The organism is Rhizobium sophorae, from assembly GCF_013087515.1.
Classification (GTDB): domain Bacteria; phylum Pseudomonadota; class Alphaproteobacteria; order Rhizobiales; family Rhizobiaceae; genus Rhizobium; species Rhizobium sophorae.
In genome coordinates this window covers 17927-42217 of record NZ_JABFCN010000010.1, presented here as the reverse complement: position 1 = coordinate 42217, position 24291 = coordinate 17927, and the positions used below count along the sequence as shown (strand labels likewise).

General features: G+C 61.8%; 19 protein-coding genes and 1 pseudogene. 12 read left to right on the top strand and 8 right to left on the bottom strand.

The features are described 5' to 3' along the window. The first annotated feature begins 83 nt into the window (after positions 1–83). Entirely contained in the window at positions 84–1103 is a 1020-nt protein-coding gene (locus G9X64_RS06685; protein ID WP_168311708.1) for a LacI family DNA-binding transcriptional regulator, read from the top strand. On the opposite strand, the gene G9X64_RS06680 is transcribed toward G9X64_RS06685, so the two are convergent. Next, on the bottom strand, positions 1100–1870 hold the full coding sequence (locus G9X64_RS06680; RefSeq protein ID WP_168311707.1) for a TIM barrel protein: 771 nt from the start codon (positions 1868–1870) through the stop codon (positions 1100–1102). The two genes, G9X64_RS06685 and G9X64_RS06680, sit on opposite strands and share 4 nt — an antisense overlap. Before the next feature lie 142 nt (positions 1871–2012). Here G9X64_RS06680 and G9X64_RS06675 point away from each other — a divergent pair, with 142 nt between their 5' ends. Together G9X64_RS06675 and G9X64_RS06670 are read left to right on the top strand one after the other, a co-directional pair. After that, entirely contained in the window at positions 2013–2801 is a 789-nt protein-coding gene (locus tag G9X64_RS06675; protein ID WP_168311706.1) for an SDR family NAD(P)-dependent oxidoreductase, read from the top strand. 177 nt (positions 2802–2978) lie between these two features. After that, a complete protein-coding gene (locus tag G9X64_RS06670; protein WP_003542434.1) occupies positions 2979–3443 on the top strand; it encodes an RrF2 family transcriptional regulator in 465 nt (154 codons plus the stop codon). A 1-nt stretch (position 3444) separates the two neighbouring features. Here the strand turns inward: G9X64_RS06670 and G9X64_RS06665 are convergent. Next, positions 3445–4573 (bottom strand): annotated as a pseudogene (locus G9X64_RS06665) (acyl-CoA dehydrogenase). A gap of 164 nt (positions 4574–4737) precedes the next feature. Here G9X64_RS06665 and G9X64_RS06660 point away from each other — a divergent pair. After that, a complete protein-coding gene (locus tag G9X64_RS06660; RefSeq protein ID WP_171376217.1) occupies positions 4738–5514 on the top strand; it encodes a metallophosphoesterase family protein in 777 nt (258 codons plus the stop codon). A gap of 42 nt (positions 5515–5556) precedes the next feature. Here the strand turns inward: G9X64_RS06660 and G9X64_RS06655 are convergent, their stop codons facing one another. Both G9X64_RS06655 and G9X64_RS06650 read right to left on the bottom strand, forming a co-directional pair. After that, positions 5557–8742, bottom strand: a complete 3186-nt coding sequence (locus tag G9X64_RS06655; protein ID WP_168311704.1) for an efflux RND transporter permease subunit — start codon at positions 8740–8742, stop codon at positions 5557–5559. After that, positions 8739–9914: an efflux RND transporter periplasmic adaptor subunit gene (locus tag G9X64_RS06650; protein WP_168311703.1), complete on the bottom strand. Its 1176-nt coding sequence runs from the start codon at positions 9912–9914 to the stop codon at positions 8739–8741. Before G9X64_RS06650 ends, G9X64_RS06655 begins: the two co-directional genes overlap by 4 nt. Positions 9915–10470: 556 nt before the next feature. Between G9X64_RS06650 and G9X64_RS06645 the strand changes: the two genes are divergently transcribed. Genes G9X64_RS06645 through G9X64_RS06635 form a run of 3 tightly spaced genes read left to right on the top strand, consistent with a single transcriptional unit; the run spans position 10471 to position 13691 of the window. Continuing rightward, positions 10471–10935 (top strand): MarR family winged helix-turn-helix transcriptional regulator, encoded by a 465-nt coding sequence (locus G9X64_RS06645; RefSeq protein ID WP_168311702.1) that lies wholly within the window; start codon positions 10471–10473, stop codon positions 10933–10935. Further along, on the top strand, positions 10928–12157 hold the full coding sequence (locus G9X64_RS06640; RefSeq protein ID WP_168311701.1) for an HlyD family secretion protein: 1230 nt from the start codon (positions 10928–10930) through the stop codon (positions 12155–12157). The genes G9X64_RS06645 and G9X64_RS06640 overlap by 8 nt, the downstream gene beginning before the upstream one ends. Further along, complete coding sequence (locus G9X64_RS06635) at positions 12150–13691, top strand: DHA2 family efflux MFS transporter permease subunit (RefSeq protein WP_168314332.1); 1542 nt, start codon at positions 12150–12152, stop codon at positions 13689–13691. Before G9X64_RS06640 ends, G9X64_RS06635 begins: the two co-directional genes overlap by 8 nt. A gap of 57 nt (positions 13692–13748) precedes the next feature. Here G9X64_RS06635 and G9X64_RS06630 read toward each other — a convergent pair whose 3' ends face one another. Genes G9X64_RS06630 through G9X64_RS06620 form a run of 3 tightly spaced genes read right to left on the bottom strand, consistent with a single transcriptional unit; the run spans position 13749 to position 15682 of the window. Then, the gene (locus G9X64_RS06630) at positions 13749–14366 is read right to left on the bottom strand and encodes a DNA-3-methyladenine glycosylase (protein ID WP_168311699.1); all 618 of its coding nucleotides are present in this window, start codon (positions 14364–14366) and stop codon (positions 13749–13751) included. Positions 14367–14419: 53 nt separating this feature from the next. Then, complete coding sequence (locus G9X64_RS06625; protein WP_168311698.1) at positions 14420–14734, bottom strand: hypothetical protein; 315 nt, start codon at positions 14732–14734, stop codon at positions 14420–14422. Between the two features lie 39 nt (positions 14735–14773). Then, positions 14774–15682: a LysR family transcriptional regulator gene (locus G9X64_RS06620; protein WP_171376216.1), complete on the bottom strand. Its 909-nt coding sequence runs from the start codon at positions 15680–15682 to the stop codon at positions 14774–14776. 119 nt (positions 15683–15801) lie between these two features. Here G9X64_RS06620 and G9X64_RS06615 point away from each other — a divergent pair, with 119 nt between their 5' ends. Both G9X64_RS06615 and G9X64_RS06610 read left to right on the top strand, forming a co-directional pair. Further along, positions 15802–16542: an SDR family oxidoreductase gene (locus tag G9X64_RS06615; RefSeq protein ID WP_168311696.1), complete on the top strand. Its 741-nt coding sequence runs from the start codon at positions 15802–15804 to the stop codon at positions 16540–16542. 80 nt (positions 16543–16622) lie between these two features. Further along, on the top strand, positions 16623–17525 hold the full coding sequence (locus G9X64_RS06610) for an SDR family oxidoreductase (protein ID WP_168311695.1): 903 nt from the start codon (positions 16623–16625) through the stop codon (positions 17523–17525). A gap of 281 nt (positions 17526–17806) precedes the next feature. Here G9X64_RS06610 and G9X64_RS06605 read toward each other — a convergent pair whose 3' ends face one another. Further along, a complete protein-coding gene (locus tag G9X64_RS06605; protein WP_168311694.1) occupies positions 17807–18718 on the bottom strand; it encodes a LysR family transcriptional regulator in 912 nt (303 codons plus the stop codon). A gap of 164 nt (positions 18719–18882) precedes the next feature. Here G9X64_RS06605 and G9X64_RS06600 point away from each other — a divergent pair, with 164 nt between their 5' ends. From G9X64_RS06600 to G9X64_RS06590, 3 genes are all read left to right on the top strand, one after another. Next, entirely contained in the window at positions 18883–19695 is an 813-nt protein-coding gene (locus G9X64_RS06600) for an alpha/beta hydrolase fold domain-containing protein (RefSeq protein WP_171376215.1), read from the top strand. 45 nt (positions 19696–19740) lie between these two features. Next, positions 19741–20931: an efflux RND transporter periplasmic adaptor subunit gene (locus G9X64_RS06595; RefSeq protein ID WP_168311692.1), complete on the top strand. Its 1191-nt coding sequence runs from the start codon at positions 19741–19743 to the stop codon at positions 20929–20931. Positions 20932–21052: 121 nt separating this feature from the next. Then, positions 21053–24253, top strand: coding sequence for an efflux RND transporter permease subunit (locus G9X64_RS06590; protein WP_168311691.1), 3201 nt, complete (start codon positions 21053–21055; stop codon positions 24251–24253). The last annotated feature ends 38 nt before the right edge of the window (positions 24254–24291 follow it).

Sequence of the window (24291 nt, the reverse complement as noted above, 5' to 3'; positions counted from 1 at the left end):
TATGTTTCCGTTAGTGTAAAAATTTGCTTTGGTGGCGCGGTTGATATAGCCAGCGTCGCATCAATCGAATGCTGAGGTGTCACGTGGGAAGCAGAGGCCGGGTTACATTGCAGACCATCGCAAAGGAGGTCGGCCTGTCGAAATATGCGGTATCGCGGTCGCTTGCCGGCAAGAGTGGCGTCAGCGAGGAGACGCGCGCACTGATCCGCGAGACGGCGCAGCGCCTTGGCTATACCAAGCCCGCCGGGCAGGGTGCTGCAGGCGAGGTCGCGGTTGTCTTTCACGATCTCGATGCGGTCAACAGTGAGCTCTATATGCAGGTGCAGAACGGTGTGCAGCGCGAGGCTCATCGGCTTGGCATGACGCTGCGCGTACGCTGGACCCATGATTCCGGTCAGCTGGAAGAGCTGGCGCGCAGCTGCGACGGGCTGATGCTCGTCGGTCCACATGCCCGGGAGGCAGTGGCGGCGGTGAGTGCCACCGGCGTTCCGATCGTGCGTTTCGGCTGGGTCGATGCGCTCGAACAGATCGATCATGTGGGTGGCACCGATCATGAGGCAGGGCAGGCGGTGCTGGAGTATCTGGTCGGGCTCGGCCATCGGTCCATCGTGTACGTCTATGGCATGCCGGGCCTGCGGGGCCGCCAGGAGCGGCATTACGGTGCCCGAGAAATCGCCGAACGTTATCCGGATGTTGCGCTTCATGTTATGCAGTTCGACGAAGAGAATGGCTTCAACGCAGCCTTCCGGGCGCTCGCCGAAAAAGGCATCCGGCCGACGGCTTTTTTCTGCGCCCATGACGGGCTTGCCCTGACCGTGGTTTCCGAGTTGCTCGGTCAGGGATACCGCATTCCCGACGATATTTCGGTCGTCGGTTTCGGCGACTACTCGCCGGCGACGCAGATCTCGCCGGCGCTGACGACGGTGAGGATGGAGGGGCAAGAATGCGGGGCGGTCGGGCTGCGGCTTTTGCTCGAGCGCATCGAAAATCCACGCCTGCCGGGCATGCCGGCGCGGCGCATCATGATCGCCTCGCGCATTATCGAGCGCCGCTCGGCCGGACCCTGCAAGGTGGTGGCAAGCGTCGATGCCGCCGAGGTTTAACCGCCGAGCGAAGCAATCGCGGCCTTGACTGCGTCCGCGCCGGGCCTAGTCGGGCGGTATTCCAGACCGACGGCGCCGTCGTAACCGTTGGCGAAGATCCAGCCGAGGCGTCGAGCAAGGTCGATATCGCCGGAGCCCGGTTCGTTGCGGCCAGGGTGATCGGCGACGTGGACGTGGACGATACGGTCGAGACGGCCGTTCAGCACCTCCTCGGTGCGCTCGTCCATCACGGCGGAATGGTAGATGTCGTAGACGATGCCGATCTCGGGGCGAGCGACGTCATCGATGATGTCGAGACCTTCGCGGGTCGAATCGAGGAAATAGCCGACATGGTCGATGCGGATGTTGAGCGGCTCGACGCCGAGGCGAACACCACTGCCTTTGAGGATGTCGGCGCCGGCTCTCAGCGTTTCGGTCAGCGCCCGGCGCTGTTCTTGGCGGGTCAAGCCTGGGACATCGTCGCCCGCCTGGGCAATCAGCACCGGCGCGCCGAGACGCTTCGCGACAGTGACGGATTCGGCAAGGCCTTTCAGCCAGGCCTGCCGGTTGGCAGCGTCGGTCAGCGCGATCATCGGTTCGGCGACGAGGCTGGAGACGGCAAGGCCGGTTTCCTTCAGCGCCGCCTCGATCGCATCCAGATCCCTGCCGGTCCAGCGCCAGAATTCGATCGTCGTCAGGCCGGCCGCATGGGCGCGGCGGATGCGATCGGGAAAGCTGTCACCCTCTTCGGCAAACAGCCATTCTATGCAGGCTGAATAACGTCGCATGAAAACTCCTCCCACATGTTGATGCAGGCATGCGACAGATCGGCGCCTGCCGCAAGAGGGGTCCGGACGCTTGACGCCCGGGTTCATTGGCGGAACACTCGGCACATCAGGCCGGGATCTCCGGCCGTTTGCGGAGGAAGACATGGATCTCGGATTGAAGGGTAAGACTGCCGTCATTACCGGTGCGTCGGTCGGCATCGGGCTGGCGATCGCCGAGGGGCTGGCGGCTGAGGGCGCCGACCTCGTGCTGGCAGCACGCGGCGGCGAACGGCTCGAGGCGGAAGCCGCCCGTATCGCCGAGAAGTACAGCGTCAGCGCCGCCGCTGTCGCGGCCGATGTGGCGACGGTTGCGGGAACCGAGGCGATCATTGCGGCGGCGGCCGAAAAAGGCGGCGCCGATATCCTCATCAACAATGCCGGCACCGGATCGAACGAGACGGTGATGGAGGCGCCCGACGAGAAGTGGCAGGCCTATTGGGACCTGCATGTGATGGCCGCCGTGCGGCTGGCGCGCGGCATCGCGCCGCAGATGAAGGAACGCGGTGGCGGGGTGATCCTGCACAATGCCTCGATCTGCGCCGTCCAGCCGCTCTGGTACGAGCCGATCTACAATGTCAGCAAGTCGGCGCTGATGATGTTTTCGAAGACGCTCTCGACCGAACTCATCAAGGACAATATCCGTGTCAACTGCGTCAATGCCGGCCTGATCCTGACGCCCGACTGGATCAAGACCGCCAAGCAATTGACGGCGGAAACCGGCGGCAACTGGGAAGGCTATCTGCAGAGCGTCGCCAACGAGCACGCCGCCTCCAAACGCTTCGGCACGCCGGAGGAGCTGGCCAACGTCTTCGTCTTCCTGAGTTCGGAGCGTGCGAGCTATTGCATCGGCTCGACCTATTTCGTCGATGGTGGCATGCTGAAGACGATCTGATTGAGGGCGGCTGACAAAGCGCGCGGCGGCCGGTCCTTCTCACGGCTGCCGCGCGAGCCTGTGGACGTTGCCGATACAAGCTATAAATAATAGCTATTTTGTTGTATGTTCACGCTTTTGACGCTATTTGCCTGCTATTGGCAGGATAAATACTGCGATTTCTACAAGGCGACGACGATGCTGACGAAAAAGGGAAAATACGGGCTGAAGGCGCTGGTCGACTTGGCGCGGTTGGCGCCGGGTGAGACCGCCTTCATCAACGACATCGCGGCCCGCAACAATATCCCGAAGAAGTTTCTCGACACGATCCTGCTCGAACTGCGCAATGTCGGCATCCTGCGCTCGAAAAAGGGACCGGGCGGCGGCTATTCCCTCTCGCGGCCGGCAACCGAAATCCGCATCGGCCATGTCATCCGCACGCTCGACGGGCCCTTAGCGCCGATCCGCTGCGCCAGCCGTACGGCTTACGAGGCCTGCGACGACTGTGCCGATCCGGAAACCTGTCAGGTGCGGCGCTCAATGACCGATGTTCGGGACGCGATCGCCGCCATTCTCGACAATATGACCCTCGAGCAATTCGTTGCCGATGGCGGCCGCATCGACGGCGCCAAGGAACAATTCCCGATCTCCGCCGCCAGCTGAATTAGCTGCTGCCGGGCTTCGACCTATATTCACCTGCGGTATGCACCAGGCTATCCCGCGGCAACGATAGCGCGTGAATGCGGGTGTTGCGCCAATGACGGTCGAGATTGAGCCCGATGCTGGCCGATGTTTCCCCTGCAAGTTCGAACATCGCATTTGCGGTGTCGAGCGCCGTTTCCCCGGCAAGGATTTGCGGCCGCCGAGCAGGAGAAATGCGCGTCCTCCATCGCGGCCTCAACGGGATTGACCTGGGCAATGTCGAGTTTGCGGCCAGCCCGTTCCAAGGCTGCCGCCGTTGCTTCGATGCGGATGGCGCGTTCGCCGATTTGCGGAAGGACGCTCGTGCTGCGATCGCCAATTGCGGTCATCAGGTCGCTCCATGCGGCCCGGGCGATGCCCAGGCTGACGCCCGCCTTCAGCAGCAGGCCGAGCGAGATGTCGGTCGAATGTCCGGAGGAGGGGGCAGGGGCAATCGCATCGGCATTGACATGAAGTGTTCCGACGATCGCCGTCGCCGATCCATTGGTGCGCTGGCCGAAGCCGTCCCAATCATCAACCACCTGCACGCCTTCTTCACCGCGTGCGAGGTAGAGCGTCACCGGGCGGCTGGGAGGAGCGGTGGCGGCAGCGGCGATCCAGTCGGCGAAGAGAATACCGGGCACTTGCCGCGTGCGCCCGATCAGGCGGTAGCCCGGGCCTTCGGCCGTCAGTTCGGTCCCGTCGGTGAAGGCGGCGCCCGCGAAGCGGTCGCCAAGCAGCACGCGGGCGTACAGCGATACCTTCAAATCTTCGGCAGCCTGAGTGCGGAGCGTTTCCAGCGCAGAAAAGTGATTTTCCAGCGCCTCGCCGATCGATGCATCGCCCTCAGCGATGATTGCAACGATTTCGGCGAGCAGGGCGTTCGACACGTCGAGCCCTTCATAGTCTGGCGGAACAGTGATTGCCGTCAGCCCCGATAGAGATAGCGCATCAAGCTCGGCAAAAGGCAGGATGCGGTTGATATCGCGTTCGCTCGCCTGATGCCGGAATGCGGCGGCGAGGTCGCGGGCCGTGGATATCGCCTCCTCTTCGCTTTCGATACGATGCGCGGGAGACCTTAGGCTCTCATGAAACTGCGATACCGTTCCCATCGGTCACTCTTTCCTCGACGCATACAGGAGTGAGGGATTAGCCTTCGAATGATAAGGCCGGTTTTTCTACAAAACCCGGGTGCTTTGAATTTTCTTACCAGCTTGATTGCCTTTTCCTTTGCTCTACTTACGGTGAAGTGGGGCTTCCTTGATCGAGAAATGTGATGAGCGACTCTCGTGCTCGCAACAGCGAGGTTTCGAAAATGGCGCGCCAGCCGAGACCGCGTCTGACGTTGGATATTGCCGCTATCCCAACTTATGCGATCGGCGACATTCACGGCCGCTATGACCTGCTTGTGAAAGCCGAGGAGGCGATCCTGCGCGATGGCGCGCGGCTGCCCGAGCGTAAGCTGATCGTCACGCTCGGCGACTATATCGACCGCGGCCCGGAATCGGCACAGGTCATCACCCACCTCATGGAGCCGCCGCCTGATGGATTCGATCGCATCTGCCTTGCCGGCAATCACGAGATCGCCATGCTCGACTATATCGATGGCTGGATCTCCTATCACGATTGGATGCAGATGGGGTCGGCGGAGCTGCTCAAATCCTATGGCCTCGATCCGGAGCATCTGCCGCTGGTCTTCCCCTCCGGCGCGAAGCTCGATGCCTTCATCCGGCAGTCGCTGCCGCGTACGCATATCGATTTCATGCGGGCGATGCCTGTCCTGCTGGAGACCCCGAGCGTGATTTTCGTGCATGCCGGCATCAATCCGAAGCTGCCGCTCAGCGAGCAGACGGACGAGGATTTGGTCCTCATCCGCCAGCGGTTTCTCGAAAGCCGGATACCGTTGCCGAAACTCGTCGTTCACGGTCATACGCCGAACGACGAGCCCGACATACGGCCGAGGCGGCTCAATCTCGATACGCGCGCCTTTCGTAGCGGCAAGCTCACCGTCGCCCGCTTTTGGCAGGGTCAGGTGCATCTGTTTTCCACCTGACTTTCCCACCTCACCATCGAGCGGAGCTTGTCACGAAGCGGATTAAACCGTCTCCTTTTCGATCGGGACGGTCTCGACCGGCTTCTCAGCCGGTCGGTTGCGGCGCCAGCCGCGCAACACGACATAGAAGACCGGTGTCAGGAACAGGCCGAAGATCGTCACGCCGAGCATGCCCGAGAAGACGGCGGTGCCGAGCGACTGGCGCATTTCGGCGCCGGGGCCGGTGGCGATGGCAAGCGGCAGAACACCGAAGATGAAGGCGAATGCCGTCATCAGAATCGGGCGCAACCGAAGATGGCTGGCCTCGATGGCTGCCTCCACCGGCGACTTGCCCTCATCTTCCGCCTGTCTGGCGAACTCGACGATCAGAATGGCGTTCTTGGCCGCAAGACCGATCAGGACGATCAGGCCGATCTGCGTCAGGACGTTGTTGTCCATTCCCCTCAGCGAGACACCGATCAGCGCCGCGAGCACCGCAAGCGGGACGATCAGAATGATGGCAAGCGGCAGAACCCAGCTTTCATATTGCGCCGCCAGCGCCAGGAAGACGAAGACGACAGACAGGGCGAAGATGTAGATGGCGGTGTTGCCGGTGTGGGTTTCCTGATAGGCCAGTTCCGTCCATTCGAAGGTCGTGCCCTGCGGCAGGATCTTGGCTGCCAGCGCTTCCATCTTGGCGATGGCATCACCCGTCGACGTGCCCGGCGTCGGATTGCCCTGAAGCGGCACCGAGACGTACATGTTGTAGCGCTGGACAAGCGCCGGGCCGCTGGCATCCTGGATGTCCATCAAGGTTCCAAGCGGAACCAGCGCGCCGGTCGCCGAGCGGACCTTCAGGGCAAGGATGTCCTCCCGGTCCATGCGGTATTGCCGGTCGGCCTGGGCGCGAACCTGGTAGACACGGCCGAACGCATTGAAATCGTTGACGTAGGCGACGCCGAGATTGATGGAAAGGGCGTTGAAGATATTGGGGATCGGCACATTCAGGAAGCGCGCCTTGTCGCGGTCGATCGCGAGGAAGTATTGCGGGCTGGCATCCGAAAATGTCGTAAAGACGCCGGTCAGCCCCTCGGTCGTTGCCGCCGCACCCATCATCTGGCGGGCGAGGCCGAGGACGCGGGTCATATCGGCGTTTTCGAGATCGGAAATCTGCATCTTGAAGCCGCCGGAATTGCCGACGCCCCGCACGGATGGCGGCGGGATGGCGATGATGAAGGCTTCCTGGATGCTTTGCAGCTTGCCGTAAAGCTCGCCGATGATCTTGTTGGCGTTCTCGCCGCCTTCTTCACGTTCGGCAAAGGATTTGAACGGGACGAAGACGACGCCGGCATTCGAGGCGTTGGTGAACGTCGCCCCGCTGAAGCCGGCAAATTGCACGGCATTGCCGACGCCGGGCACGGTGCGGGCGATATCGCCCACCTGTTTGACGACGGCATCGGTACGCGCAAGCGACGCTCCATCCGGTAGCTGTATGACGATGATCGCGTAACCCTGGTCCATGGTCGGGATAAAACCCGCGGGAACTTTCGTGCTCATGTACCAGGTCGCTCCGAGTAGGCAGGCGAAGGTGACCATCGCGGCTGTCAACCCTACCCAACTGCTGACCAGATGCCGAACGGTCCATGAATAGCCGGAGCTCAGCCGATCGAATCCACGGTTGAAGCCGTCTGCCAGCCCTCTTCCCAGACGGGATGCGACATTCGTGCGCTTGGTTTCATGGTCATGGGTTTTCAGCAATATGCCTGCGAGCGCGGGCGACAGTGTGAGCGAATTCAATGCGGAAATTGCAGTGGTGACGGAGATCGTGACCGCGAACTGCCGGTAGAACTGGCCAGAGATGCCTGGAATGAAGGCTGTCGGTACGAACACGGCGATCAGCACCAGCGAGATGGCGACGACGGCGGTTCCGACTTCGTCCATCGTGACATGGGACGCCTGCTTCGGTGTCATGCCGCGCGCCAGATTGCGCTCGACGTTTTCCACGACCACGATCGCGTCGTCGACGACGATACCGATTGCCAGCACAAGGCCGAACAGGGTGAGCATGTTGAGCGAGAAGCCGAAGGCGAGAAGGACAGCGAAGGTACCGATCAGCGATACCGGGATGGCAATGATCGGAATGATCGCGGTTCGCCAGGATTGCAGGAAGACAAGAACGACGATTGCGACGAGGATGGCCGCTTCGGCAATGGTCCTATAGACCTCGGTGATCGAATCCGAGATGAATTCGGTCGTGTCGTAGACGATACGATATTCCAGACCCGGCGGGAAATTCTGGGATATGTCCTTCATGAGCGTCTGGACCTGATGGGCCGTGTCCAGGGCGTTGGTTCCCGGCCGGGCGAAGATGCCGAGAGCAACTGCGGGATCGTTGTTGAGATAACTGTTGGTGACGTAATCCTGTGCACCGAGTTCGATCCGGGCGACATCCTGCAACTGCACGAGGCGGCCCGATGTCGTCGATTTCACAATGACATATCGGAACTCGCGCACGTCGGAGAAACGGCCATCCGTTCGCACCGTATATTCGAATGCATTCTTGCCGGTGACGGGTGGAGCCCCAATCTTGCCGCCTGATACCTGGACGTTCTGGTCTCTCAACGCGGAGACGACGTCATCGGAGGTCATCCCGTAGGCGGAGAGCTTTTCCGGATCCAGCCAGATTCGCATCGAATACTGGCGCTCGCCAAAGATCTGCACGTCGCCGACGCCGTCAAGGCGCACGAGAACGTCGCGGATGCGGTTGCGGGCATAGTTCGAGACGTAAAGCTGGTCATAGCGGTGCGACGGCGACAGCAGGTGCACCACCATCATCAGATCCGGCGAGCTCTTGTCGGTGGTCACGCCAAGCCGCTGGACTTCTTCGGGAAGACGGGGAAGGGCGATGGAAACGCGGTTCTGGACAAGCACCTGGACCTTGTCGAGATCGGTGCCGAGCTTGAAGGTGATCGTCAGCGACATGGCGCCGTCAGCGCTGGAGTAAGAAGACATGTAAAGCATGTCTTCGACGCCGTTGATCTGTTGCTCGAGCGGCGTCGAAACGGTATCGGCGATCGTCTGCGGGTCGGCACCCGGATAAGAGGTGCGCACGACGATGGTCGGCGGCGCTATCTCAGGATACTGCGATACCGGCAATTGTGTATAGGCAATGCCGCCGACCACGAGAAAAAGGATCGAGATGACGGCCGCAAAGATCGGCCGGTCTACGAAAAAATGAGCAAATCTCATTGTCCGTTCTCCGCGCCGACGGTTTCGGGCGCAGTGTCCTGCCGCTCCTTGGGCAGTTCGGTCATCTGAGGCGTGATCTTTGCACCCGGCCGGGCGCGCATCAGGCCGTTGACGATGATCGTCTCGGTGCCGTCGAGGCCCTCGCGTATCACGCGGTAGCCATAAAGACGCGGTCCAGGTCTCACGGGCTTGGTCGACACCGTGCCGTCTTCGGCGACGACATAGACGACGCGCTCATTCTGGTCCGAGCCTATTGCCTCGTCGGGGACGAGAATGGCCTGGTAGGTGTTGGAGGCTTCGACCTGTATGCGACCGAAGAGGCCGGGCTGAAGGACGAGATCGGGGTTGGGGAAGCGGGCACGCAGACGAATGGTGCCACTCTCATTGTCGACCCGGTTCTCGGCGAAATCGAGCTTCCCCTTGAATGGTTTGGCAGTGGGATCCGAGATCGTGACGGAGACATCCAGTCCGCCACCGCCCAACTGGAGATCCTTGCCCAGTTTGCGCGCCGTGTCGGCGAAATTGAGCAGACGGCGTTCATCGACGTCGAAATAGAAATCGATCGGATCGAGCGAAACGATCGTCGTCAGCACAGTCTGGTCGGTCTGCACGAGGTTGCCGGCAGAGATCAGCCGACGGTCGATGCGGCCGCTGAGCGGCGCTTTGATCTCGGTATATTCCATGTCGAGAGAGGCGCGGTCCGCTGCGGCCTGTGCGCCGCGGACATTGGCCTCGGCCGAATCGAATTCGCGGCGGCGATCATCCAGCGTCTGCGCCGACTGGCTACCGCTCGAAGCAAGCGATTGCGTGCGCTTGTATTGCGCATCGGCAAAGACCAAGGCGGATTGCGCCGATTCGAGTGCCGCCTTTGCCTGATTGAGCGCGGTGACGAACGGCCGTTGGTCGATGACGAAGAGCAGGTCGCCCTGCTTGACCAATGCGCCGTCCTGGAAATGAATTTCCTGCAGGTAACCCCCGACGCGCGAGCGAACGGAGACCTCGTCGACCGGCTCGAAACGGCCGATGAACTCGTCGCTGTCGACAACATCGCGAACGACCGGCTTGGCGACCGTGACGGGTGGTGGCGGCGGGGCGCTCTGGGCCAGCGCGGGGAGGGGCATGAATGCGGCGATACAGCCAAGCACCACCATCTGTCGAAGCGCGTAAGTCATACCGGTCCTCCAATCTCGACGGCCGATTCACTGCCGCCAACCTCAAGATGAAGTGATGCTGTTCATGTCTTGCTGCTTTGAACGAGGGCCTTGGCCCCCGTGATTTCCCCGGCGTTCAATCCCTTGGAAAAGGAAGGCCGGCACGCAATGCACATCAGAAAAATCGTAACCCTATGGAATTGGACTATAAACGGCAGCGGCGAAAAATTGCAAATGCCAATTGGTAACGATTCTGGAATCCATCAAAACGTCACAGAGGGCAATCAGCTCTCGACGATCTCGTCTCTGCCGGGTGGAAGAGCGAACGCCATCGAGCTCCCCAACGCGCGCCTCTGGCGGAGGCTGTTCCTGCCGCAGAATTAGGGCGGAGCTGGACGCGGCTACCGCCTGGCGCTTGTAAACGCCGAAAGGAGAAACTGCAGGATATGCTTGAACCCAGTCTGCGGCATTTTAGCCGCCATGGCTGAATCTGCCGTCCATGCACTTGTGCAGCTTGCATGCTCAATATATCTACCGATATTATAAGTATGCTTATAAATAACGGTCACAGGTTTTCATGAACGCCACTCCGACCCTCGGTTTCCTTCTCCATGACGTCGCACGGCTGCTGCGCAAGCGGTTCGAACAGCGCGCGAAGTGCCTTGGGCTTACCCGGTCGCAATGGCAGACGCTTGCCTATCTCTCGAATAACGAAGGCATCCATCAGGGCGGCCTTGCCGAAATCCTCGAAGTCGAGCCGATCACGCTGGTGCGCATTCTCGACAAGCTCGCCGAACGTGGGCTGATCGAGCGCCGCCAGCACCCCACCGACCGGCGCATCTGGCTACTCTACATGCGCGACGAGGCGCACCCGCTGCTCGCCGAAATGCGCGAGCTCGGCGACACCACCCGCGCGGAAGCGCTGCAAGGCGTCTCGGCCGAGCAGCGCGAGCAGCTCTTCCACATCCTATCCGTAATGAAGACGAACCTGGTTCAGGCATGCCGGACCCCGGTTGACGAGAATGAGACGAACGATGGCTGATCAATCCCCCCTCCGCGTCGTTGCCGACGCCAATGCCAAGACCGAGACTCCTGTCGAAGAAACGCAAGCGAAACAGCAGGAAACGGTAGCCGAAGCGCCTTCATCCAATTCAGCGCCGGCTGCCGCCGTGGCTGCGCCTGGCGGCAACAAGGTCCGCCGCCGGCGCAGTCTCACGCGGCCGATCCTGTTTGCTTTGCTCCCCGTGGCGCTCGTCGTCGGCGGTTATTATTACGTCAATGGCGGCCAGGTGATGTCGACCGACAACGCCTATATCCAGGCTGACATGGTCGGGCTTACCACCGATGTCTCTGGCATCGTCGACCAGATCAATGTGCATGAGAACGAGGCGGTCAAGGCGGGGCAGGTGCTCTTCAGCCTGCGGTCGGATTCTTTCAAGATTGCGCTCGATGGCGCCAAGGCGCAGCTCGGCGCGCAGCGCAACCAGATCATGAATCTCAAGGCCAGCTATCAGCAGTCACTTGCCGAGATCACCCAGGCGCAAGCCGACCTGCCCTATTATCAGGATCAGTTTGACCGGCAGCAAAACCTCGTCAACAACGGCAGCGCGACGCAGTCGGCCTATGACGAAGCCAAGCACAATCTGGAAGCCGCGCAGCAGAAGGTTGCCGTCGCCAAGGCGGAAGCCGCAACGACACTCGCCCAGCTCGGTGGCAATGCCGACCAGCCGGTCGAGGAAAACCCGCTCTACCTGCAGGCCAAGTCGCAGGTCGACAATGCCCAGCGCGAACTCGACCACAGCGTCGTCAAGGCGCCGTTCGACGGCATCGTCACTAATGTCAACGCGCTGCAGGTGGGCTCCTACCTGCAGGCTTCGCAGCAGGCCTTCTCGCTTGTTGCCACCGACCATCTGTGGATCGCCGCCAGCCCGAAGGAAACCGAGCTTACCTATGTCAAGCCCGGCCAGTCGGCCGAGATCTATGTCGACACCTATCCCGGCGTGACCTGGAAGGGCAAGGTCGAGAGCATCAGCCCGGCCTCCGGCTCCAGCTTCTCGCTGCTGCCGGCGCAGAACACCACGGGCAACTGGGTGAAGGTCGTTCAGCGCATTCCGATGCGTGTCAGCATCGGGGACACCGAAGGCAAGCCGCCGCTGCGCGTCGGCATGAGCACGGTGGTCGATGTCGAGACCGGTCATGCCCGCGGCCTGCCTGATTTCGTCAACAAGCTTCTGGGCCGGCCTCAGGGCAAGGATCATGATTAACGCTCCCGCTTCTCCGGCGACTCCGATTGCCAATCGCGGTGCGATCACGGCCTGCGTCATTCTCGCCGTCATCATGCAGGCGCTGGACACGACGATCGCCAACGTGGCGCTGCCCTACATCCAGGGCAGCGTGTCGGCTTCTGCCGACCAGATCAATTGGGTGCTGACTTCCTATATCGTCGCGGCGGCAATCATGACGCCGCCGTCGGGCTTCCTCGCTGCCAAGTTCGGCCGCAAACGCGTGCTGCTCGTCGCCATCGCCGGCTTCGTGGCGGCCTCCGTTCTCTGCGGCCTGGCGCAATCGCTGAACCAGATTGTCGCCTTCCGCCTGCTGCAAGGCTTGTTCGGGGCATCGCTGGTGCCGCTTTCCCAGGGCATCCTCCTCGACATCTATACGGTCGAGGAGCGCGGCTCGGCCATGGCCCTTTTCGGTGTCTCGGTCATGGTCGGGCCGGTACTTGGGCCTGTCATCGGCGGCTGGCTGACCGACAATATCAGCTGGCGGTGGGTGTTTTATATCAACGTGCCGATCGGCGCGCTGGCCTTCATGGGCATCGTCGTCTTCGTCACCGAGACCAAGAGGGATCTGCTCGCCAAACTGGACTGGTTCGGCTTCGGGATGATGAGCCTCGGCATCGCCGCGCTGCAGCTCTTCCTCGACCGCGGAGAGCAGCTCGACTGGTTCTCTTCCGGTGAGATCATGCTCGAGGCGTTGATCTGCGCCTCAGCCTTCTATCTGCTGATCGTGCATACGCTGACTGCGGAGAAATCCTTCGTGAACCCAAAGCTATTCCTCGACCAGAACTTCTCGATCAGCATGATCTTCATCTTCGTGGTCGGCATTACCTATCTCGCCTCACTGGCGCTGATGACGCCCTATCTGCAAACGCTGATGGGCTATCCCGTCATCACCGCCGGCATCGTCATGGGGCCGCGCGGGCTCGGCACCATGCTCTGCATGTTCATCGTCGGGCGGCTGGTCGGCAAGGTCGATACGCGCGCGTTGCTGGCGCTCGGCTTGGGGCTCACCGCATGGGCGATGTACGACATGACCGGCTGGACACCCGACGTCTCGCAATGGACGATCGTCTCGGTCGGCTTCATCCAGGGCGCCGGCCTCGGCTTTCTGTTCGTGCCGCTGACGACGATCGCTTTTTCCACGCTGCCCGCCCAAATGCGCGGCGACGGCACCGGTCTCTACAACCTGTCGCGAAACATCGGCTCGGCGGTCGGAATCTCAATCGTCTCGGCGCTGATCGTCGAGAACACGCAGAGCAATCATGAATCGATCGCGGCCTATGTGACGCCGTTCAACCACGCCTTCAATGCGGTGGCCGCGCAGGGGCTCAGCCCGGTGACGGCGGCCGGCCGCGCCTCGCTCAACGAGATCATCACGCTGCAAGCGACGATCATTGCCTATATGGACGATTTCAAGCTGCTGATGCTAATGTCGCTTGCGGTCATTCCGCTGGTGCTCTTGCTGCGCAAGCCGAAGGCAGCACCCGCCGTCGACCACAACGCGGTGATGGAATGAACTCCAGATTCGCGCAATTCCGGTCGAAAAACCGCTCACACTTTTCGGTATCATGCTTTAGCGAAACGGCTTGCTGAGATAGCGCGATCCCTGGATGCCGAAGCGCCATGGTGCATCGGCATTTTTCGTGATGCCGATGCGTTTTCCCGAGACGATCGGCACGGGTGCCGACACCGCAATCGCATAGGGCGGGCGATCAAGCAGCCTGTCATTGATCGCGATATCGATGCCGAGCGCCTGGCAGAGCTTGCCGGGGCCGCTGCAGAGCGCCGTCAGCATATCGATGCCGCGCCGTTCGATCATCGCAGAAATTCCCGTTTCCGGTTCCAGCGCGCGGATCAGCACGGCCGAGCCCGGATGGCAGACGAAATTCAGGCACCAGTACATGCCGTAGATGCGGTAGATGTAGACGTTGCCCGGCTTGCCGTACATGGCGCCGTTGCGCTTGGTCGGGCCGCGAAAGCTGTGCGAGGCCTCGTCGTCGGGGAAATAGGCTTCGGTCTCGGTGATGCGTCCGCCGACGCCATCCACCGTCAGGTGGCAGCCAAGCAGGTCGCGAGAGACGGTAATCGCATCGCGCTCGAAAAAATTCCTGAGGCTTTCGCCGGTGAGCGTGCCGGTGCCGATCGCACCTGATATGGTTCCACCATCGGTCATGGCCGACGCAGATAACATTCAGCGCGTTCGCCGTCACCCCGAAACAGCTTCATGTTTTTCGGCCGGAGACATCAGCGGCCGGCATTCGGATCGCGCATCGGGATGGAGGAGACGGTGACCGAGACCGGGTCGCTCGCCGGGAAGGAATCTTCCAGACCCTCCTCCAGCTCTTCTTCAAGCAAAGCAGGATCCTTGCTGCGTGCGCCGTCGCTGTGGGCAGGTTCGATGGCTGCGGCGAGCAGAGCCTTGGCGCGCGAGACGGCGGTTTCCGAGGCCAGCCCGGGCGTGCTTCGCAGTGTCACGGCAATGCTGTCTTCGCCTTCGCCGCCGAACTCGACGACGAACCCGTCTTCGGTCTGGTAGACGGTGATATCGTTGAGTGCCATGGCCGTTCTCCGAGGACGCTCATATTAGCAAGGCGCAATTTAGTGAAGCGCGTTTTCGGAATTTTGTCGAGCAAAGACCTTCACCAGCCAGTCGATGAAGACGCGCACGCGCGGCGAAAGCTGGCGGTTGCGGGGGTAGAGCAGGGAAACCGGTGTCGGGGTCAGGGGAAAATCCTGCAGTATCTGGACCAGCGTTCCCGCGGCAAGATCTTCTTCGGCGTGATAGCGTGGGATCTGGATCATGCCGAGGCCCATCCTCGCCGCTGAAATATAGCTTTCGGCGGCGTTGACCGCGACGCTGGCGGGAATGGTGATGTTACGCACCGTGCCGCGGACGGTGAATTCGAGCGGCAGCAGGCTGCCCGTGCCGCTGGAGTGGAAGCCGACCATGCGATGGCCGGCAAGCCGGTCGGGATGCTGCGGCAGGCCGTGGCGGGCGATATAGGCGGGAGAGGCGAGCGTTACTTCATCGAGCATGGCGACACGCCGGGCGACCATGTCGCTATCTTCAGGCGTGCCGACGCGCAGCACGCAATCGATGCCCTCACGCACGAGATCGACCAGCCGATCGCCCTCGCTCATGTAGAATTCGATCTCCGGATAGGTCTCCAGGAAGGACGGCAGGCTCGGCAGCACGAAATGACGGGCGAGCGTGCCGTGAACGTCGACACGCAGCATGCCCTTCGGCTTGGCGCCGGCAAAGGCACCTTCGGCTTCCTCGATATCGGCAAGGATCGACAGGCAGCGTTGGTAATAGGCTTCGCCATCAAGCGTCGGACTGACATGGCGCGTCGTGCGCTGGAGCAGCCGCACGCCGAGGCGGGCTTCCAGCCCCTTGACCGTATCGGTGACAGTCGAGCGCGGCAGACCGGTGTCTTCGGCGGCAAGGGTGAAGCTGCGGCGTTCCACGACACGGCAAAACACGCGCATGGCGTCAAATCTGTCCATCTGTTTGTTCGAGATTTCCGGATAGTGATGCCGAAGAATGCCTGATTATCCGCAAAAGGAAAGGGCGCATCTTCTCTTCATCGAACACGCACTACGGCGCAGAATGAAGGAGAAGAACAATGGCTTCCAACGAAAACAAGGTCGCATTGGTGACCGGCTCATCCCGCGGCATCGGCGCAGCGGTCGCCGAGCGTCTCGCCAAGGACGGTTTCACCGTCGTCATCAATTACTCCGGGAATGCCGCGCCGGCCGAGGAGCTGGCAAAGAAGATCGAGCAGGCCGGCGGCAAGGCGCTGACGGCGAAAGCCGATGTCAGCGATGCCGAAGCCGTCCGCCGCATGTTCGATGCCGCGGAAACCGCTTTCGGCGGCGTCGATGTGCTCGTTAACAATGCCGGCATAATGATGCTCTCTTCGCTTGCCGAGGCCGATGACGCCAATTTCGATCGCCAGATCGGCGTCAATCTGAAGGGCACCTTCAATACGTTGCGCGAGGCTGCCAAGCGTCTGCCTGACGGCGGCCGGGTCGTCAACTTCTCGACATCCGTCGTTGGCCTGAAGCTCGAAACCTACGGCGTTTATGCCGCTACTAAGGCTGCGGTGGAAACGCTGACGGCGATCATGGCCAAGGAGATGCGCGGCCGCAACATCACCGTCAACGCCGTCGCGCCCGGTCCTGTCGCCACCGACCTTTTCCTTAACGGTAAGTCGGATGAACTCATCGCCCGCACGGCGAAAATGAACCCGCTGGAACGCCTCGGCACACCGGAAGACATCGCTTCTGCGGTTGCCTTCCTTGCCGGCCCGGACGGCGGCTGGATCAACGGGCAGACGCTGCGCGCCAATGGCGGCGCGATCTGACGAGACCGGCGGCTTTCGACCGCCGCTCATCCGAATTTTCATTCCTCAATCAACCAATCGAATCCAGAAGGAATAGGATCATGAGCAAGCAAGTCATCGTCATAACCGGCGCTTCCAGCGGTTTTGGCGCTCTCACCGCCCGTGCGCTCGCCAAGGCCGGCCACAGCGTCTATGCCGGCATGCGTGCCACGGAAGGCCGCAATGCTCCCGCCGTCGCCGATGCGGCTGAATTCGCCAAGGACAACAATGTCGATCTGCGCTCGGTCGAACTCGATGTCGCCTCCGACGCGTCGGTTGTATCAGGCATCGCCAGGATCATCGCCGATGCGGGTCGCCTCGACGTCATCATCCACAATGCCGGCCATATGTCCTTCGGCCCGGCCGAAGCCTTCACGCCGGAACAGTTCGCCGAACTCTTCGACATCAACGTGCTCTCCACCCAGCGCGTCAACCGCGCGGCACTCCCCTATCTGCGCAAGCAGGGCAAGGGCCTGGTGGTCTGGGTATCGTCGTCGAGCAGCCGCGGCGGTACGCCTCCCTACCTCTCGCCCTATTTCGCCGCCAAGGCGGCGATGGATTCACTTGCCGTCTCCTATGCCGGCGAGCTTACCCGCTGGGGCATCGAGACCTCGATCATCGTGCCCGGCGCCTTCACCAAGGGTACCAATCACTTCGCCCATTCCGGCTCGCCCGATGATACGGCCCGCACTGCCGAATACAATGAAGGACCCTACAAGGGCGTGCCGGAACAGGCGCTGCGGGGCCTGGCAGCGCTCGAGCCTGCCGACGCCGATGCCGGCGCGGTCGCCGCTGCCATCGTCGGTGTTGTCGGCAAGCCGTTTGGCACCCGGCCATTCCGCGTCCATATCGATCCGTCCGAGGACGGCGCGGAGATCGTCAACGGCGTCGCCGACCGTGTCCGGGCGGAACTGTTCCGCCGCATCGGCCTCGAGGACTTGCTGAAGCCGGCCGCCGGGAATTGAAACCCCGTTCGCCACCGCGCGCGGGACGACCGCGCGGGAACATAGGAGCCAAGCCGTCATCGCAAATATGTGAACGCGGTTGCGGAATTTTCCCTTATAATCGTGCGTGGAGTGCGTATATCTGCTTCATCGCGAGAGAGTGGAATTCCCTGCCGTTCTCCTTGCGAACCTCCAGTGCCTGCCGCGCCCTTGCTACGGTACGACAGGCTTGATGTTCAAAGTTGCAGATTGCGGCCCGTCGAAGGCTTCCCTTGCCTTCCGGGCCGTATTTGTCTCGGCGCTCAACCGTCGTTCAGTCTTGCCTCGACCAGAAGTTTCACCAGCCAGTCGACGAAGACGCGGACCTTGTTGCTGAGGTGGCGGTTCGGCGGATAGACGACATAGAGCGGCAGCGGATCGCGACGCCAGTCCGGCAGCACTCGGACAAGTTCGCCCTTTGCCATCGGCTCGCGCGCCATGAAGATCGGCACCTGCGCGATGCCGAGACCCGTCAGCGCAGCTGTCAGATAGGTGCGGCTGTCGTTGACCGAGGCGATGTAACGCGGACTGGTCTCGATCACCTCGTTGTGCCGGCGGAATTCGAAGGGCAGCGTTCGGTTGTTCTGGGCGCGGAAATAGTTGACCGAGTGATGATCTGCCTCCAGATCCTCCGGCCGCTCGGGCATGCCGAATTTCTGGATGTAGCTCGGCGCAGCACATGTGATCATCTCGACTTCGGAGACCCGCCGCGCAATCAGCGACTGGTCGGCCGGCGTGCCGGCCCGCAGCGCGCAGTCGACATTTTCTGCAAGATAATCGACCGTGCGGTCGCCGACACCGAGGTCGATGCGGATGTCCGGATAACGCTGATAGAAATCGCAAAGTGCCGGAACGACGATCCAATCGGCGAAAGCGCCGGCCATCTCGACGCGCAGCCGCCCGCTCGGCAGGCTCTGCGAATTGGAAAGGCTGCCGTCGAGTTCCTCCAGCTCCGAAATGATATGGGCGGCGCGCTCGTAATAAAGCGCGCCGTCCGTGGTCACCATGACCCGGCGCGTGGTACGATTCAAAAGCTTGGTGCGCAGATGCGCTTCCAGGCCCTGGATGAGATTGGTCACCGTCGCCTTGGGCATGGCGAGCATGTCGGCGGCGCGGGTGAAATTGCCCGTCTCCACGACGCGGATGAAGACGCGCATTGCCGAGAGCTGATCCATCGGTTTCAAGTCCGCAGTTTGCGTTGCACCATTGTTCGAGATCTGGAACAGTGTTATCGCGATATAGCTTCTTATTCCCTGGTTGGAATAACAATATCTTTTTTGTGCAAAATGCAAGCGGCAGCCGTTGTCTGCTTGTGGCTGACGCAAAAGAGATCCGAACCATGACGGTGGAATGGAAAGATATGATGCTGGATAAGGTGGCCATCGGCCCCGTTTCCGCACGTATCTACATGGGTGCCGATTATGGCAAGGGCCCGCCGATCGTGCTTTACCTGCACGGCGGGGCTTTTCTCGACAGCGACAAAGCGGCCGACCGGCCGGTGGCGATGAGCCTCGCCAAAGCCGGCGCCATCGTCGTCGACGCTGACTACAGCACGCTGTCCGGCAACATATTTCCGAAGGCGCTGGAAGTTTCCTTCTCAGTTTTTACCTATCTCGCCAACAAACGCGCCGGTCTTGGTGACCGAAAGTCGTTGCTTTTCGTCGCCGGTGAAGAGGCCGGCGGCAATATCGCCGCCGGCGTCGCACTGAAGGCACGCGACCAGATGCCGGACGCGCTCGACGGTCAGGTCCTGATTTCGCCGTTGCTCGATCCCTTCATGGGTACCTCCTCGATCCGCAAGGCTGAAGCCATCGGCATGCGTCAGCGCTGGACGGAAGGTTGGAGCCACTATCTGAGCGGCGGCGGTTGCCACCCTTATGCGGCGCCTTGCCTCTGTTCGCGTATTTCAGGCGTCGCGCCGGCGCTGATATTAACCGCGGAGGACGATCCTCTGCACGACGAGACAATTGGTTACGGTGTCCGCCTGAAACAGGCCGGCGTCGGTGTGCGCCAGCATGTCCTTCCCGCCGGGACGGGCTGGCCCTCGCTTTATGGTGGGAAATCCGAGGGAGTGCCCGACTGGCAGGAAAACGTCAGCCGCCATTTCGGAAGCTTCCTTCGGGACGTAAGCGTCCAACCGCAATTGCATTGAAGAAGACTGATATTTCGGCGGCTTAGAGCCGCAAGGAGAGTACTAATGACGTCCAGAAGTAAGCGCTGGGCCCTGTTGGGCGCCGGCATTGGCCTTGTTGCGTCCGTTTCCGGCGCTGCATTGTTTTTCGAATTGCCGATGAGCACGACCGCCACGGCCGCTTCCGTCCCCGCGCAGGCTCCCGCTGTGCCGGTGACGGTTGCCGTCGTCGCGGCGCGCGACGTGACGGCCTGGGAAAGTTTCTCCGGCCGTCTCGAAGCGGTCGACCGGGTGCAGGTGCGTTCCCGTGTCGCCGGCGCCATCCTTTCTGTGGCGTTCCGCGAAGGGGCGCTGGTTAAGCAGGGCGACCTGCTCTTCACCATCGACCCAGCCCCCTATCAGGCGAGCGTGGCGCAGGCGCAAGGCCAGGTCGCTTCGGCCGAAGCCAAGGTCAGCCTGGCGCAGACCGAACTCGACCGCGGCCGCAGGCTTTCCGACAACCGCACCATCTCCCAGAGCGATCTCGACCAGCGCCAGAGTGCGCTGGCCGAGGCCCAGGCGGGGCTGCGTTCGGCGCAGGCTGCACTGCAGTCGGCCCAGCTCGATCTCGATTACACTGAGGTGCGGGCTCCGGTGTCCGGCCGTATCGGCAAGATCGAGGTGACCGCCGGTAACCTCGTGGCGGCCGGGTCGGCCTCGCCGGCGCTGACGACACTCGTTTCGGTCGATCCGATCTATGCGAGCTTCAACGCCAGCGAAGAGATGGTGACGCGTGCGCTTGCCCAGCTTCCGCAGACGGACAGCGCCCTGCCTCCCGTCGAGCAGATCCCGGTCGAGGTCGGCACGTTGACCGACAGCGGCACGCCGATCAAGGGCAAGTTGCAACTGATCGATAACGAGGTCGATGCATCAAGCGGCACGATCGGCGTTCGCGCCGTCTTCGATAATCCGGGCGGGCGTCTCATCCCCGGCCAGTTCGTGCGCGTGCGCATGGGCCAGCCGAAGGCCGAAAACAAGATCGTCATCAGTGACCGCGCCGTCGGCACGGACCAGGACAAGAAGTTCGTCTTCGTCGTCGATGGCGAGAACAAGGTCGCCTATCGGCAGGTCCAGCTCGGCACAGTGGCTGACGGTCAGCGGGTGGTCGAAAGCGGCCTGAACGTCGGCGAGAAGATCGTCGTCAACGGTCTGCAGCGCATCCGTCCAGGCGCAGTCGTCGCACCTCAGATGGAAGAGAAGGTCGCGACCGCGCAGTAAAGACTTTCGCCTTCCCCTGAGGGGGAGGGCGCCAATACTCGAAATGATACGACCCGCCGGCGGCTCCCAAACCGCCGGAGAGGGGCTTTGCATCCATGTTCACCCCGGAGAGGGCTTTGATATGAACATCTCCAGATTCTTTGTCGACCGCCCGGTCTTTGCCGGTGTTCTTTCGGTCCTCATCCTGGTTGCCGGCCTGATCGGCCTGCGCGCGCTGCCGATTTCCGAATATCCAGAGGTCGTGCCGCCGTCGATCGTCGTGCGCGCCACTTATCCCGGCGCCAACCCAAGCGTCATCGCCGAAACGGTGGCGACGCCGCTCGAGGAGCAGATCAACGGCGTCGAGGGCATGCTCTACATGGCCAGCCAGGCGACATCGGACGGTGTGCTCAACGTGACCGTCACCTTTAAGCTCGGCACCGATCCCGACAAGGCGCAGCAGCTCGTGCAGAACCGCGTTTCGCAGGCCGAACCGCGCCTGCCGGCGGAAGTCCGTTCGCTCGGCATCACCACAGTCAAGAGTTCGCCCAACTTCATCATGGTGGTGAACCTCGTCTCCGACGGGAACAATCACGACATCACCTATCTTCGCAACTACGCGACCCTGAACGTCAAGGATCGGCTCGCCCGCATCGCAGGTGTCGGTCAGGTGCAGGTCTTCGGCGCCGGCGACTATTCCATGCGTGTCTGGATCGACCCGCAGAAGGCCGCCGAGCACAATCTTGCCGCCAGTGACATCAGTAGCGCGATCAGTTCCCAGAACATCCAGGCCGCCGCCGGTATCATCGGCGCATCGCCGAGCCAGCCCGGTGTGGACCTTCAGCTCAACGTCAATGCTCAGGGCCGCCTGCGCACGCCCGAGGAGTTCGGCAACATCATCGTCAAGACGGGCGCCAATGGCGAGATCACCCGCCTTCGCGATGTCGCGCGCATCGAGCTCGGAGCTGCGGACTACACGCTGCGTTCGCTGCTCGACGGCAAGCCGGCCGTCGCCGTCGCCGTTCTTCAGGCGCCGGGTTCGAACGCGATCGAGATCGCGGACAACGTGAACGCAACCATGGATCAGCTGCAGCTCGCCATGCCTGAGGGCGTCAAATACGAGATCGTCTACGATACGACGAAATTCGTGCGGGCCTCGATCGAGAAGGTCATCGACACGCTGCTCGAAGCCATCGCGCTCGTCGTCCTCGTCGTCATCCTGTTCCTGCAGACGTGGCGCGCCTCGATCATCCCGCTGATCGCCGTTCCTGTCTCGATCATCGGCACTTTCGCGGTCATGTATGTCTTCGGCTTCTCGATCAACGCGCTCAGTCTGTTCGGACTGGTGCTTGCGATCGGTATCGTCGTCGACGACGCGATCGTGGTGGTCGAAAACGTCGAGCGCAATATCGAGGAGGGTCTGTCGCCGCGGGCTGCCACCTACAAGGCGATGAGGGAAGTCTCCGGTCCGATCGTCGCGATCGCGCTGGTGCTCGTCGCGGTCTTCGTGCCGCTTGCCTTCATCTCCGGTCTGTCGGGTCAGTTCTACCGCCAGTTCGCGCTGACGATCGCGATTTCGACCGTCATCTCCGCCTTCAACTCGCTCACGCTGTCTCCGGCTCTGGCAGCCCTTCTCCTGAAGAGCCATGATCAGCCGAAAGACTGGCTGACGCGGTTCATGGACGCTATCTTCGGCTGGTTCTTCCGCGGCTTCAACCGTGTCTTCGGCGCGGGCTCGAATGCCTACGGCAAGGGCGTTGGCGGGCTGTTGTCGCGCAAGAGCATCGTCATGGTGATCTATCTGGCGCTGGTCGGTGCGACCTACAGCCTGTTCAGCACGGTCCCCGGCGGCTTCGTGCCGTCGCAGGACAAGCAGTATCTGATCGGCTTTGCCCAGTTGCCGGATGCCGCAAGCCTGGACCGCACGGAAGACGTCATCAAGCGCATGACCGACATCGCGCTGGCGCAGCCGGGCGTTGCCAATGCGATTGCCTTCCCGGGGCTGTCGATCAACGGCTTCACCAACTCCTCGAATGCCGGCATCGTCTTTGTGACGCTGAAGGACTTCGAGGAGCGCAAGACGCCTGATTTGTCGGGCGGTGCAATCGCCATGGCGCTGAACCAGAAGTTCGGCGTCATCCAGGATGCCTTCATCGCCATGTTCCCGCCGCCGCCGGTCAATGGTCTCGGCACGACGGGCGGTTTCAAGCTGCAGATCGAGGATCGTGCCGGCCTCGGCAACCAGGCGCTCGACGAGGCGACCAAGGCCGTCCTTGCAAAAGCCTACCAGGCGCCTGAGCTCGCCGGACTGTTCTCCAGCTTCCAGATCAACGTGCCGCAGCTCTATGCCGATCTCGACCGTGCCAAGGCAGAGCAGCTCGGGGTTTCCGTCACGGACGTCTTCCAGACGCTGCAGATCTATCTCGGTTCGCTTTATGTCAACGACTTCAACGCCTTCGGCCGTACCTACAGCGTCCGTGTGCAGGCCGATGCGAAATTCCGCGCCCAGCCGGAAGATATCGGTCAGTTGAAGGTGCGTTCGGCATCGGGTGAGATGATCCCGCTTTCGGCCCTCCTGAAGGTGGAACCGAGCACCGGTCCGGAACGTGCAAACCGCTACAACGGCTTCCTTGCCGCCGATATCAACGGCGGTCCGGCACCGGGCTTCTCGTCCGGTCAGGCGCAGGCGGCAATCGAGAAGATCCTTCGCGAGACCCTTCCCGCGGGCATCGACTTCGAATGGACGGATCTGACCTATCAGCAGATCCTGGCCGGCAATTCGAGCATCGTCGTCTTCCCACTGGCACTGTTGCTCGTCTTCCTGGTACTGGCCGCCCAGTATGAAAGCCTGACGCTGCCGCTTGCGATCATCATGATCGTGCCGATGGGCGTGCTGGCGGCGCTGACCGGCGTCTGGCTCACCGGTGGAGACAACAACATCTTCACCCAGATCGGTCTTGTGGTGCTTGTCGGCCTATCAGCGAAGAACGCGATCCTGATCGTGGAATTCGCCCGCGAACTGGAGTTCGAGGGAAGAACACCGCGGGAGGCCGCGATCGAGGCCAGCCGCCTTCGCCTTCGCCCGATCCTCATGACCTCCCTTGCCTTCATCATGGGTGTCGTGCCGCTCGTCGTCTCCACCGGCGCCGGCGCGGAAATGCGCGCGGCCATGGGTGTCGCGGTCTTCTCGGGCATGATCGGCGTGACCTTCTTCGGCATCTTCATGACGCCGGTGTTCTATGTGCTGCTGCGACGGCTGACGGGCAATCGTCCGCTCATCCAGCATAAGCCGGACGAACACAAGGAAGAAGAGGCGGAGGTCATCCGGCTCGCGGCGGAATAAACGGAATTCAACCTTCCTTTGTCGAGTAAATCGGGCGG

What these genes read in the sequence shown, in the direction of transcription:
- G9X64_RS06680 (WP_168311707.1), bottom strand. Translation starts at nt 1,870, where the DNA reads ATGCGACGTTATTCAGCCTGCATAGAATGGCTGTTTGCCGAAGAGGGT.
- G9X64_RS06675 (WP_168311706.1), top strand. Translation starts at nt 2,013, where the DNA reads ATGGATCTCGGATTGAAGGGTAAGACTGCCGTCATTACCGGTGCGTCG.
- G9X64_RS06670 (WP_003542434.1), top strand. Translation starts at nt 2,979, where the DNA reads ATGCTGACGAAAAAGGGAAAATACGGGCTGAAGGCGCTGGTCGACTTG.
- G9X64_RS06660 (WP_171376217.1), top strand. Translation starts at nt 4,738, where the DNA reads ATGAGCGACTCTCGTGCTCGCAACAGCGAGGTTTCGAAAATGGCGCGC.
- G9X64_RS06655 (WP_168311704.1), bottom strand. Translation starts at nt 8,742, where the DNA reads ATGAGATTTGCTCATTTTTTCGTAGACCGGCCGATCTTTGCGGCCGTC.
- G9X64_RS06650 (WP_168311703.1), bottom strand. Translation starts at nt 9,914, where the DNA reads ATGACTTACGCGCTTCGACAGATGGTGGTGCTTGGCTGTATCGCCGCA.
- G9X64_RS06645 (WP_168311702.1), top strand. Translation starts at nt 10,471, where the DNA reads ATGAACGCCACTCCGACCCTCGGTTTCCTTCTCCATGACGTCGCACGG.
- G9X64_RS06640 (WP_168311701.1), top strand. Translation starts at nt 10,928, where the DNA reads ATGGCTGATCAATCCCCCCTCCGCGTCGTTGCCGACGCCAATGCCAAG.
- G9X64_RS06635 (WP_168314332.1), top strand. Translation starts at nt 12,150, where the DNA reads ATGATTAACGCTCCCGCTTCTCCGGCGACTCCGATTGCCAATCGCGGT.
- G9X64_RS06630 (WP_168311699.1), bottom strand. Translation starts at nt 14,366, where the DNA reads ATGTTATCTGCGTCGGCCATGACCGATGGTGGAACCATATCAGGTGCG.
- G9X64_RS06625 (WP_168311698.1), bottom strand. Translation starts at nt 14,734, where the DNA reads ATGGCACTCAACGATATCACCGTCTACCAGACCGAAGACGGGTTCGTC.
- G9X64_RS06620 (WP_171376216.1), bottom strand. Translation starts at nt 15,682, where the DNA reads ATGGACAGATTTGACGCCATGCGCGTGTTTTGCCGTGTCGTGGAACGC.
- G9X64_RS06615 (WP_168311696.1), top strand. Translation starts at nt 15,802, where the DNA reads ATGGCTTCCAACGAAAACAAGGTCGCATTGGTGACCGGCTCATCCCGC.
- G9X64_RS06610 (WP_168311695.1), top strand. Translation starts at nt 16,623, where the DNA reads ATGAGCAAGCAAGTCATCGTCATAACCGGCGCTTCCAGCGGTTTTGGC.
- G9X64_RS06605 (WP_168311694.1), bottom strand. Translation starts at nt 18,718, where the DNA reads ATGGATCAGCTCTCGGCAATGCGCGTCTTCATCCGCGTCGTGGAGACG.
- G9X64_RS06600 (WP_171376215.1), top strand. Translation starts at nt 18,883, where the DNA reads ATGACGGTGGAATGGAAAGATATGATGCTGGATAAGGTGGCCATCGGC.
- G9X64_RS06595 (WP_168311692.1), top strand. Translation starts at nt 19,741, where the DNA reads ATGACGTCCAGAAGTAAGCGCTGGGCCCTGTTGGGCGCCGGCATTGGC.
- G9X64_RS06590 (WP_168311691.1), top strand. Translation starts at nt 21,053, where the DNA reads ATGAACATCTCCAGATTCTTTGTCGACCGCCCGGTCTTTGCCGGTGTT.